The organism is Gilvirhabdus luticola, from assembly GCF_040117515.1.
GTDB lineage: Bacteria > Bacteroidota > Bacteroidia > Flavobacteriales > Flavobacteriaceae > Gilvirhabdus > Gilvirhabdus luticola.
Window position 1 is genome coordinate 1 of the sequence record NZ_JBEEEN010000007.1, and the last position, 12,980, is coordinate 12,980.

Genomic DNA, 12,980 nt, shown 5'->3' on the forward strand with positions numbered 1-12,980 from the left:
GAGAAAAATTGACTTCTAATTAAAAACCTATAACATTGTATAAGCTGCATTAAAACGCATTTTATACTTACCGTTGTGAACAATTAAACAATATGAAAAAACATTTAGCTATCCTCCTACTGCTTACTTTATTTTCGTGTACAAATACTGCAAAGAATGAAGAAGTGAATGAATCCTTAATGGATCAAAGCTATTTCAGGCACCTTAGCTATTTGATTAATATTAAAAATGAAGTAGCTCAAAAACATTGGCCTGACTTTGCAGAAAATGACTTTTATCAACCGGTAGTATATTACAGTAGAGAAAATACCATCGTACTAAACCCCAGCGAACATATTCGTAAAATTACCGATCGACCACAAGAGTTAACTTTCAATAAAGTTCCGGTCATCAAATTACCAGAAACTTATACAGATACAACCAGTCTGCGGTTTAGTAATAGTATCACTAGTGACAGTACTTTCTTTCACTACATGCAACCAGTTTTATACTTCCAGAGTTATGAATTGACTAAAAAATTCCTTCAAGACGACCTTGTTGATATTCAAGATTGGTCTATTATGGTTATTCACGAATTTTTTCATGCATATCAATGGTCAATCCCAGAAATGTTTGAATATACCAAAACAGTGCAGAAACATATGCCTGGAGGGCCTGATAAATTTCTTGGTTCTTACCACAAAGATCTTGAGTGGTATAAAGAAAGCGTTAAACAAGAGAATGAGCTATTGAAGGCAATTTGGATTGATGGAGCTGACTTAATTCAAAATCTCAACAAGTATGATTCCTTGCGTAATGAGCGGATTGAAAGAGTAAAAAGAGAATACGATGTAGACATTCGCCCTGCTGAGGATTACGAAATCACAATTGAAGGACAAGCAAGATATTTTGAATCATTAATTAAAAGATATCTATCTAAAAATAACCCTGAAGCAGTATTTTTTACAAAAGAAGATAAAGAAGGTATTACAAATATGTTTAAAGGGTATGACGTTGTTAAAGACCGAAACTTATTCAACATTTATAACAACAGATATTATTATCCAATCGGCTATAACATTTCCATGATTCTTGAAAAATATAATGTAGACTATAAAAATTCGTTTTATCGAGAAGAACAAAACATTCATCACTATCTAAAAGAACTAAAAAGTTCACAACAATAAATAAACGGCATTAAAAAGACCGTTTATTTGGAACGTTGTAACCAATGCCGAAAAAATGAATGGTAAGAATATATTTTGACAAACAAATCTTCAGTCACCTGTTCAAACAGGAAAAAGCTCAATATGTCAAACTATTGAATCAAATCAGGAAACAAAAGGCAAGTTTATTCTGTTACTCTCACGCACATCTTCGAGATTTAAAAAACGATAAAACAAATATTAAATATTCCGAATTAGAATTTATGGATTCAATTGTGAATGATAATTACCTATCATAGCACGCAATTGAAAAGAAAACCTCTTGCTATTTAGTAAGACCTTTAGAAGCATTTGCAGATGTTGAAAAAGAAACAGATGATATTGATTTCTCAAGCATCTTTGATTTTGACACGAGCGACCTAAATCCAGAAGACCAAGAAAAGTTTGAAAATGCAAAAACTCTCTTAACCGAAACAAAGTTAGATTTCAACTTTCCAGGAATGGAAAACTTGGACTCGTCAATAACTGACCCATTAAAAAACTTTCTTCCTTTTGGCAAAGAACCAATGAGTATATTGCAATGGAGCGAACATTTTATGGGAATGCTTAAAAATATGCAGGAGGATAAATCTGTGTATAAGGGATTGAGAAACGTTACAGACAAGCATATTAACAATGGAAAGTTTACTATTGACTATGACGAGATAGATTTCAATGAAGACTTGAAAGATTCTCATCTTCAAAAGACGTTTATAGAATATGTGAATAGTAATTTAAATCCAAATGGAGACAAGGAAATATCAAAATATGACTTTTTTACAAACGCATACTTTACTCTTGACCTTTTAGGTATAAGTAAAGAACCATCTAAAAGTGTTAGATTCAATAATATGCTAAATGATGGGATTCATAGTTATTAGGGAGCTTACTGCGATTGTGTTGTTTCAGACGATAATGGTTTTTTGAAAAAAACCAGAGTACTTTATAAGTTACTTGGAATTGACACAAAAGTTATTCACGCTGATGAATTCATCCAATCTTTTGACTTTATTGTCGAAAAGGAAGAAAAAGACCAAAATACTTTTTCCGAACTTTTAGTGAATGATTTGAAAAATGGATTGATTGTAGATTCTTATAAATCTATTGATATAAATAGAGAGACAAATACAATTAAGCCAGTTCATAATTATTTGGGATTCTTTAATAGAATTGATAAAATTCTTGAGGATGGTAAAAGCTACCTTTATTTTTATCGAAAAACCAATAATTATTCAAACTTCACATTTATAAGAGAATACGAATTGGTTGTTAATAATGCGGTTGAAATTTTTGGAGCGGATAAATATTTTAAAGAAAGATTTAAATGGGAAAAAGAAAAGGATTTGATTCAATCCAACAAATGGTATGGACGAATATGGGACTTTGAAACTTTTACTTTAAAAATTGAGACAAATAAAGGTTCAGGTAAATTAAGTATATTAATATCAATAAAATAAAAAGCACTGGTTACAACAATGGCTGTAATTCATTGCGGTTGAATTCCTTATCGGAATTCAACGCAAATTTGCTATCTTTCGGCTACGGCGGAAAGAATCCTGCGGATTTTTCCGCAACGAAATCATAGCCGAGACCGTTATGTTTAATAAAAAAAATAAAGAAGTACTTTTAGTAAAAACAATTTATGAAACGAAAATTAGTATCAAATGGGAACCCGTTGGAGGATATTGTTGGTTTCAGTCGTGCAGTAAGGGTTGGCCCTTATGTTTCGGTTGGAGGAACTGCTCCTGTCGATGAATTTGGCAAAACTGTTGGAATTGGCGATCCTGCGACTCAAGCTAGACAATGTTTAGAAATTATAAAAAATGCATTAGAAGATGCTGGTTCCAGCTTAAAAGATGTTGTTAGAACTAGAGTAATACTTACGAGAATTGAAGATTGGGAGGAAGTAATTAAAGTACGTGCTGAATACTTTAAAGATGTAAAACCTGTTGATACGATTATGCAGGTAACACGATTTATTAATCCAGAATGGTTAGTTGAATTTGAAGCAGATGCAATTATTTCAGATAACGAGTAATTGAAAAATACTAAACATAACAATGGCTATTCGTCCATGCCAGCGTAGCATCCCGCGGCAAATTCGCTGCAAGCCGACACACCCGCGAATTTGCTGGCACATCGCATAGCCAATCGTTAGCAAACATTTGAATAAAATAAAAAAAAATACTATACTTAATTAGAATGATTCGTTCTCAATTACATATAAACCAGGTTAGTTACCTTAATCCAATACTCGAATCGTTTCGTCATTTTGGAGTAAACCTTGAGAGAGTCAAGAATAAGAGCGACATGAAATATTTTGATATTAATAATATCAATGCTTATGTTCCTGCAAAATCATTCGAGGAATTTTTACACAACATCTATATGGATCAAGGTATAAGGCAACTTGATTCTCAACTTATAGGACAGCTTGGACTATACGATATGGGGGAATACGGTAAGTACTTAATGAAACTGCCAGATGTATTGAGTATTATCAATGAATCAATCAAACTCGAATCTATTATCAATTCTAATGTCCAAAGCAAATTACTAATTAAAGGAGTTGAAACCTTTTATCATTGGAAATATATAAACAAGTTCACGAATGGACGGAAAGCCTCTGAAGAATTTTGTTTTTTCTTGGTATTAAATGCCCTCAAGTTTGCTGTTGGTCCTGTTTTTCAGATTACTTCCATCTGTATCCCTGGTTATCACCATGAAGTTTTAAAGGAAAACCTTCCCGCAGGAAGCTATAAGTTGATACTCACTGAAAACCACTATGCCATAGGATTTCCAACCCAAATGCTAAATGTTTCGCAAGCAAATCATAGGTCAGAGTTGGAAAGACCCATACTCCCTAATGGGTCATATAGATCAAAAATCACACATCTATTTGGAGGTATGGAGGAAGGAGTCATGCCTTCCTTAGAATTACTGGCGATGCAATCAGATATCTCCACGCGTGGATTGAGTCGACATTTGGCCAATGAAGGCACAAACTTTCGAGAGTTATTAAACATCTATTTATTAAATAAGGCACTTTTTTATCTAGAACATACTAACCATTCTATTGAAGTCATCTCAGAACTTTTAGGCTACCATCATGTGTCAAATTTTATTCGCGCATTTAAAAATGCAACAACTGTTTCTCCACTAATATTTCGCTCTCAATTATCTTCATCTGGCGGAAAATGATAATTTTTTTTTGTTCTATCTTATTAACTTGTAACTCTAATAAAACGATTTAGATATTAGGTGCTTGATTAGTTTTAAGTCTAGTTCAAACAAAATTAAATATCATGAAAAAAGTAATAATAACAGTTGTACTTTTCTTGTTTGCCATTAACCTAATTGCCCAAAATTTAGAGATCACACCACATTATGGCTATCAATTTGGCACTAAATTGAATTATGGTCCCAATTACTTAAAAATCGATGATAGCGATCAGTATGGCATTACGCTTGGTATGGAAATGGCTTCTGGTCTGACAGGAGAAATCACTTATATTCATCATAGTACAGAACTCAAGATTCGCGATATATTATTAGGACCTGTTGAAGAACGTCTGGCTGATCTTAATGCTGATTGGGTGCTTTTAGGAGCCAACAAGTACTTTAAAGAAGGTAAGGTAAGGCCATTTGCAGGTGGTGGACTTGGGCTTGTGTTCATTGCTCCAAAAAATGAAAATTTATTGGTTGCCAATAGACGATTTGACAATCAAACCAAGTTTACGTTTTCCTTTAAAACAGGTGCCAATATTATGGTAAGTGAAGTTGTTGGCATTAATCTTCAATTCAACATGTTGTTCCCGATCGAATGGGGTGGTTTTTATGTTGGTGGCGGAACTGGAGGGTTTTCAAGTGGTGTCAGTGTTTCAAGCAGCACTATTATTGCAGGATTTAGCGGCGGACTAGTATTTAGAATTAGTCCAAAAACAAATACAACCAATTGATTAGATCAGAATTATCTCTAAACAAATAAAAACATTCATAATGAATAAAATCAAACTTTTAATAATCATATTCCATTTAGCAATTGGAGCAAGCTTCGCTCAAGAAGAAGAACAGGCAACATCAAGTGATCTTGAGAAGAAAATTCAAAATCCGGTAGCGAGCCTAATAAGTATACCTTTTCAAAACAATATGGATTTTGGAATTGGCTCTTTTGATGGCACAAGAAATACATTAAATATTCAACCGGTTGTGCCATTTTCTTTAAGTGAAAACACCAACCTAATAACAAGAACCATTATTCCAATTATATCACAGCCAACAGGACCAGACGATAGTGAATTTGGTTTGGGAGATGTTAACTTGAGCTTGTTCTTAACTCCAGCAAAACCTGGAAAAGTTATATATGGAGGTGGAATAGCACTAGGTATACCAACAGCTTCTCATGCCTTTTTAGGTACTGAAAAATGGACAGCTGGTCCTTCAGTAGTGTTTTTAACTCAACCAACAGGATGGACTATTGGAACAATTCTTCAAAATACATGGTCGTATGCAGGCGCAGACGATCGTGGTGATGTCAACTTCTTTTATTCGCAGGTATTTGCAACAAAAAACCTGGAAAAAGGTTGGTATTTAAATACAGCTCCAATCATTACTGCAAATTGGGAAGCATCATCAGGTAATCAATGGACAGTACCATTAGGAGCTGGATTTGGAAAATTATTTCGTTGGGGAAAATTACCAATCAATGCACAAACAGGTTATTATGTGAATGTTGTAAAACCAGATGGAGGCGCAGAATCTCAATTTAGATTTCAATTCACATTATTATTTCCAAAATAAAAACATTCAAACTATAAAACACTAAAACATAATATCATGAATAAATTAAAATTTGTTTTACCGCTAATTATACTAACATTAGTCTTTAGCTGTAAAGAAACTAAAGAGAAAGAAGTAGTAGAAGAAGTTACAAAAGAAGTAGCAAAAGCAGATCCAATGGCAGATCTACCAGATTGGCAATATGTGGGTTATAAAATTGTGCATCATATGACTGCTCAATTAAAGCACATTGACGAATTTGGATATAATGTATTTGATCATCCTAGAATTGCAAACTGGGAATCATTTGTTATTACTCCTGCATTGGATCATTTCTATTCTAAAGCGGTAGCAGATCTGAGAAATGGATATGTGATTGTAAATACACCCGAAAGAGACGATCGATACTCAAGTCTAGAAGTATTTGACATGGAACATCATGCCATATATGCTGAGGTAACCGGGCCCGAAGCTCAAAAATACGTGATTGTTCATGTTGATTATGATGGCGAATTACCTGATGCTAAAGCAGTGATCAGAACCAATTCACTATTCCCTTTTGTTTTCCTCCGCACACAATCATTTGAAATTACAGGCGAAGAAAAAGCAGATAAAATTAGAAGGCAAGCTAGTATTGAAGGAGTTGCAGGGGAAAAGGATGTAGTAAATCTTGAAAGCACTACTGATATTATTAAGTATGTTATAGAAAAATCTAAATCTTATCCTCAAACAAAAGAATTAATGGCTGAGGCAGCTGAAAAATATACACCTGAGTTACATAAAGAAACTTTTGATAATATAAATGCTTTTTTAACATCTGGAGGAGTAAGTGGCAATGTAGGTATGTTCGAAGCTGTGGATGATCCTGCGGGAGGAAGTCATAAAGTAAGAGCAGCTGGTACATTAATGGGACACCTTGGATTTCCGGTACGTCATGCTTACTACCAGAATATTCCGGTTAATGTTAAAGGAATACCACATACTGGTGCAAATGGACCCTTTGTAATCACTGTACCATTCAAACCAGGTGTCGATCTATTTTGGTCAGTTACCCGATATAGTTCAAAGACATTTTTACCATTAAACCCTGCAGATATAGGTGGGAATAATATCCAAGCTTACAATGCTTTTAATACAAAGCCTGATGAAAATGGAAATGTAACATTTACATTTAGTATGGAAGATCCAAAAGATGGAACATACTGGATGCCTGTTTTAGAAACTGGTTATTACATGATATTCCGTTATTATGGGCCAACAGAAAGACTCAATGGTAATACGGCCAAAGACGTTGTTTATGGAGGAACGCCTCTTGAAAAGAAATTTGAAACTGTACAATTTTAAAGAGATATTATGGAAAGACTTATTATTCCTATCCTGGCAATTACATTTATTGTAACAGGATGTAATACAGATACACAAAAGATTGAAAATGATGGTGAAAAAATCATTAAAGTTGAATATGAAGATAATGGATATCTAAAACAAAATATAGTTGAAGATATAAGAGATGAGCAATTACGTATTAAAGCCATCTCTGCTCATGAATATTCTTTACCTATAGTAGCTGTAGAACAATGGCGAAGGGGTCTTTTATCAGAAGCGGATTATGGCGATTGGGTGATATACAAAACAAGGGAGTCTAAGTTACCTATTCTTACTGCTAATGCTACTACTCCTTATGTGGTTACTCCGGTAGATTTGGCAAAATCAAGTTACTATATAGAAATACCAGCAAGTTCTGCTGAGGAGGGTGTAATAGGAGGAATAATCTTTGACATTTATCAATCACCTGCCGCAGATTTAGGAATTCTGGGACCAGACCAGGGTAAAGGAGGGAAATATCTTTTAGTTGGTCCGGAATCGGAAATACCAGCAGATCATAGTGCTGATTACGTGGTTAGATCAAGTAGTAATTTAAATATTCTTGGTACTCGAATTATCGGAAAACTAAGTGAGGAAGTTTTTGATAAAACCCTAAAAAAACATAAAGTATATAAGGTGGTAGATTCAGGGGATAATCAGAAATTTGTATTTGCATCTGATAACCCAGACTGGTTTGGATGCCAGCCACGAGGTATAGCGTATTGGGAATATTTAAACGCTGTATTACAAAATGAGCCTGTTGTTGATAGAAACAGGTTTATACTAACCCAACTTAGAGGAACAGGTATTGAAAAAGGTAAAGAGTTTAATCCAACGGAGAAACAAAAAGAGATTCTGATTAAAGCAGAAGACATGGGTAATGCTATAGCTATGGTCAATACTTTTAGTAAGGTTTCATATAAAGAAAGACACTGGAAAGATAGAAACTGGTTATACATATTAAATATGCAGCACTTAGATCATATGCACCCTAATTATTATGAGGTAAAAGAAATAGGTTCATATACTTATGAGGCAATGAGTACTTCTAAAGGCATGATATTAAATTCAAGAGGTAAAGGCTCAAAATATTTAGGAGCATATGTGGATGAAAATAAAGAATGGTTGGATGGAAAGAATACCTATCAAATAATAATACCGAAAGATGCACCTGCAAGTCAATTCTGGTCTCTTACAGTGTATGACAACGATACCAGGTGTTTGATAATAAATGACCAAAAGAAATCGGATTTAAGCTCTGTTATGGAAGGATTAAAGGTGGAAGCAGATGGAAGCACTAAAGTATTTGTGGGTCCAAAAGCTCCGGAAGGTTATGAGAATAACTGGATACAATCTAATCCGGAGAAAGGATTCTTCGTTTACTTGAGGTTATATGGACCTTTAGAACCTTATTATGACAAATCATGGAAAATGCCAGATATAAAAAAGATTATCTATTAGGACCGAAAACGTTTGCCAACAATGTATATAGCAAATAGGCAGGAATGTAGTAAATCCAACATTTGTAGCCCGATTCAAAGTTGTAGCGGTTTGATAAGGAAGTACTACGCAATTGCCTACTTGCCATATACGAGAACGTTGGCAACAATTTGAATAAAAACTGTAACTTAATAGAAAGCAGACAGACTTATTCATCAATCAATCAAAAAATCATAAAATGAATTCATCTATTAAAGCACTAATTTTCGCTTTCATAACGTTTTTAACATTAAATTCTTTTTCTCAAAGCACAAATAAAGAACTCTTCAATAGAATTGACACTTATTTGGAGTCAAGCGTAACAAATGGCTTTTCTGGAGTTGTTTTAGTTTCTAAAAAAGGAGAAATTATTTTATCTAAAGGATATGGATGGGCTGATAGGAAAAATAAAATACCTAATTCACCATCAACCGTTTTTAATATTGGTTCTGTAACAAAACAATTTACAGCATCGGCAATTTTAAAACTCGTAGAGCAAGGAAGGATTAAAACATCGGATAAAATAGGTTCATATTTTAATCAGGCACCTATAGACAAAAGGGATATTAGTATTCATCAATTATTAACTCATACTTCAGGAATTTCTAATAGAACTGGAGGATTCAGATACAATGAAGCAAGTAAAGAACAGTTTTTAAAAGATTTTTTTGAATCAGAATTACAATCTAAACCTGGAACAAAGTATCAATATGCAAATGCCAACTATATTATACTTACTGCAATAATAGAATCTGTTTCAGGACAAACGTATGGTTCTTTTATAAATGATTATTTGTTTGTGCCTTCTCAAATGAAAAGTACAGGATATAAGAGTATCAATTTTGGCACAGAAAGATTAGCACATGGCTATTACTATAACAGAAATGATGAGCAATGGGCAGATTGGGGAACAACCCAACAGCACCTTCCTTACAACGACAAACATTGGTATAGTATAGGTAAAGGAGATATTCATTCTACCGTTGAGGATTTATATAAATGGCATGTTGCTTTAAACAAAAATGTAGTTTTAGCATCAGAAACAAGACTAGTTCAAGAAACACCATATGTAGCAGAAAATGATAAAAAGACATCTTTTTATGGATATGGTTGGGCAATATCTCAAAGTAATAGAAACACTAAAATCGTTGCTCATAATGGTAGTAATGGGCTGTATTTTGCAGATTTTGTTAGGTTTATAGATGATGATGTAGTTGTTATATACATAACAAACGCTTTTTTAGGTCGAGAATCAGAAAACGTTGCCAGAGAAATAGGTAAAATGGTCTTTGATTCAAATTATAACCCAACACCAATCTCCAAGAACATTTATGAATTAGTTCATGAGTTTATGAAAACTAATCCATCTGTAAATGCAGAAAAATTGCCAGTATTTTTAAAAAAAGAGCTCAAAAATGAATTTAACGACCATGCTATACTAAATCATATTGGATATAGCAGATTGAAGAAAGAAGACAAACCCAATTGGGCTTTAGAATTGTTTAAACTTAATGTGAAACTATTTCCTGAAGATGGTAATTTATGGGATTCTCTTGGTGAAGCTTACTTAAAATATGGCAAAAAAGAGGAGGCTATAAAGAGTTACACAAAAGCAGTTGAATTAGGCAGTGAAGGGTCAATGAAAACATTAAATGAATTGTTAAAAAAGCAGTAGAGTAAAAACTGTTGCCAACAACGTGTATATTCATTGCTTCTTATTTTCCTTATCGGAAAATCCTCGCGCTGAATTATTGCCTTTGTTTTTTTAGTAAATTAGTTGCTGAAACACGCAACGCATCATACACAAACCGTTGCCAGCAATTAAAAAAACCACTAAAATGAATAAATCAGTAATCCAATTGACAATTATTTCTTTTTTGATTTTGACATCTTGCTCAAAGAATTTGACTTCGGTTCCAGATAAAACAACTGAACAAATTTCTGCTACCTATCAAACAAAAAAAGATGTTTCATACGGAACAGATGCCGAACAGAATATGGACATCTATCTTTCCAAAGAAGCAAAGTCTTATGGAAAGAATAATTACACAATTGTTTTCCTACACGGAGGAGCTTACTATTTAAGTGACAAAAGTGCAGAAGAGAGATACATTGAACCTTATTTAAAAAAAGGATTAAATGTTGTCAATATGAATTACCGATTAAAAAAAGGAATTCCAATTGCAACAACGGATTTAACAAACGCTCTAAATTTTCTAAAAGCCAATAACAGCGATTATGATTTGAACCTAAAGAATATAATCGTAACAGGGTTTTCTGCTGGAGCTCACATGGCTACAAATGTTGGTGTATCTCAAAACAACTCTGAATATCCCAATAAACTAAATGACGGAATTAAGATAGCTGGCATAATCAACTTCTCAGGTCCAGTCGATGGACTTGACATTGTGGAAAAAATTTTTGTAGACCACGATAATGAATTATACAGTAAAGCTGGCAACGCTCTTTTTCCTTCAGAAGGTTATGAATCGAAAGAAAAAATAACAGTTTACGAACCAATAACATATTTTGACAAAAACGACCCACCGATATTTATTTGGCATGGTGGAAAGGACAATCAAATTCCCCCTGAAACATTTGAAAAATTCACAGTAATGCTTAACAACGACAAAGATTTCGTTGATTACCATCCAGATGCATTACATAGTCCAACCGAAGAAGAATTGAAAAACGCATATATTAAAATTTTCGACTTTTTAGATAATCTATAAATAAAAAACAGCTGTCAACAAAAGCTATGACTTTCATGCTGGCTAAACGCCAGTACGCCGCATGGCTAATCCGTTAGAGCACATTCAGCTGAAGCTGACTTGTGTTGCTACTTGCTTCGCACTCCTGCCCCACAAGTGAAATGTGCTCTAACGACCTGCTAAACCAAATTGTTTTAGGATTATATACAAACCACAGCTCCAGCTGACGGACTCAAGTCCTTAACGAGCCATAACAGTAGCTAAAAGCAATTTGGATCTGCTTCTTGAACTCCCAATCTAATAAATTTATCAACTAACGGTAGCTGCGCTACCTTGTCGGTAAACAATGATTTGGGACCCAAATAACAATATCTGTCATTTTCACAAATCATTGTTGCTTAAATTTATTATCTTTTCGTTCGCAAAGCAGAACTGCGTTTAGCAGGTCGTTGTATTGCATTTAAAAATTAAATCATGCGAAAAATTGTATTTCTATTGTTAGTTATTCCTACGCTTGTATATGCACAAGATGGGATCAAGCCAATTATTGACGTACATCTTCATGGATATACACAGCAGACTTATAGACCTGTGCCTGGCGCTCCAGAATCCTACGATGAATTTAAAGCTGAAATAAGAAAACAATTTAAGAAATTCAATATTGTTTATGCAGTCAAAAGTGGTGGTCAATTTGACCCTGATATGGAGGAGATAATGTTAAATGCATATGAATCCAACAATTATCCAAAAATTGATACCTTGGAACTTAAAAAGTTAATATCAGAAGACAAAATTCAAGTCTGGGGAGAATTTATGCCAATGTTTAACGGATTAACTATAGCTGATCCCAAATTTACCCCCTATTTAAAAATTTGTGAGAGAGAAGGAATCCCAATTGCACTTCATACAGGTAGAGGACCACCAAATATTTATAAACGTTATCCAAAATACCGCTTACAACTTGGGGATCCTATTTTAATCGAATCCGTTTTAATTGATTATCCAGAACTAAAGATTTATTTAATGCATGCTGGTATACCTTTTTATGAAAACACATTGGCTTTAATGGATCAATATCCTCAAGTATATTGTGATCTTGGTGCAGTTTTGTGGGTTGATCAAGGTCTAACGCCTTTTCATCTTAAGGATTTTCTAATCAAAGCTAAAGAATATGGTTTTATAGATAGAGTTATGTATGGTTCAGATGTGATGTACTGGTCCTATCGTATTGAACAAAGTATACAAAAATTGGAAAGTTTTGAATTCTTGAGCGAAGACGATAAGCGAAAAATCTTTTATGAAAATGCCGTTAGATTTTTTGATCTAGACCAATTACAAAAAAAATAACGCAATACAACAATTTGTATAATCCATAGCTCGGTTAGCACTATAAGGAGAACTTTGTATATTTAGGTAATTATATGATTCCTGCCCTGAAAAAATCTCTGATTTTTCCTCGATA

At 33.7% G+C, this 12,980-nt stretch carries 12 protein-coding genes; all 12 read left to right on the top strand.

Going from position 1 to position 12,980, the window contains the following annotated elements:
* Positions 1-92: 92 nt before the first annotated feature.
* The 12 genes from AAFP94_RS11580 (at position 93) to AAFP94_RS11635 (ending at position 12,865) form a co-directional block, all read left to right on the top strand.
* Positions 93-1,166, top strand: a complete 1,074-nt coding sequence (locus tag AAFP94_RS11580) for a hypothetical protein (protein WP_316662898.1) — start codon at positions 93-95, stop codon at positions 1,164-1,166.
* A gap of 479 nt (positions 1,167-1,645) precedes the next feature.
* Positions 1,646-2,065: a hypothetical protein gene (locus AAFP94_RS11585; protein WP_316662899.1), complete on the top strand. Its 420-nt coding sequence runs from the start codon at positions 1,646-1,648 to the stop codon at positions 2,063-2,065.
* A gap of 42 nt (positions 2,066-2,107) precedes the next feature.
* Complete coding sequence (locus tag AAFP94_RS11590) at positions 2,108-2,641, top strand: hypothetical protein (protein WP_316662900.1); 534 nt, start codon at positions 2,108-2,110, stop codon at positions 2,639-2,641.
* A 185-nt stretch (positions 2,642-2,826) separates the two neighbouring features.
* Complete coding sequence (locus AAFP94_RS11595) at positions 2,827-3,222, top strand: RidA family protein (protein ID WP_316662901.1); 396 nt, start codon at positions 2,827-2,829, stop codon at positions 3,220-3,222.
* A gap of 410 nt (positions 3,223-3,632) precedes the next feature.
* Positions 3,633-4,385, top strand: coding sequence for a helix-turn-helix domain-containing protein (locus AAFP94_RS11600; protein WP_409628611.1), 753 nt, complete (start codon positions 3,633-3,635; stop codon positions 4,383-4,385).
* Between the two features lie 104 nt (positions 4,386-4,489).
* Positions 4,490-5,143: a hypothetical protein gene (locus AAFP94_RS11605; RefSeq protein WP_316662903.1), complete on the top strand. Its 654-nt coding sequence runs from the start codon at positions 4,490-4,492 to the stop codon at positions 5,141-5,143.
* Positions 5,144-5,183: 40 nt separating this feature from the next.
* Entirely contained in the window at positions 5,184-5,984 is an 801-nt protein-coding gene (locus tag AAFP94_RS11610) for a hypothetical protein (protein ID WP_316662904.1), read from the top strand.
* A 36-nt stretch (positions 5,985-6,020) separates the two neighbouring features.
* A complete protein-coding gene (locus AAFP94_RS11615; protein ID WP_316662905.1) occupies positions 6,021-7,307 on the top strand; it encodes a DUF1254 domain-containing protein in 1,287 nt (428 codons plus the stop codon).
* Positions 7,308-7,316: 9 nt separating this feature from the next.
* Positions 7,317-8,789 carry a DUF1254 domain-containing protein gene (locus tag AAFP94_RS11620; protein WP_316662906.1) on the top strand — a complete coding sequence of 491 codons (1,473 nt, stop codon included), beginning with the start codon at positions 7,317-7,319 and terminating at the stop codon, positions 8,787-8,789.
* A gap of 217 nt (positions 8,790-9,006) precedes the next feature.
* Positions 9,007-10,482, top strand: coding sequence for a serine hydrolase (locus AAFP94_RS11625; RefSeq protein WP_316662907.1), 1,476 nt, complete (start codon positions 9,007-9,009; stop codon positions 10,480-10,482).
* A gap of 163 nt (positions 10,483-10,645) precedes the next feature.
* Positions 10,646-11,539, top strand: coding sequence for an alpha/beta hydrolase (locus AAFP94_RS11630; protein ID WP_316662908.1), 894 nt, complete (start codon positions 10,646-10,648; stop codon positions 11,537-11,539).
* A 453-nt stretch (positions 11,540-11,992) separates the two neighbouring features.
* A complete protein-coding gene (locus AAFP94_RS11635) occupies positions 11,993-12,865 on the top strand; it encodes an amidohydrolase family protein (protein WP_316662909.1) in 873 nt (290 codons plus the stop codon).
* Positions 12,866-12,980: the final 115 nt, after the last annotated feature.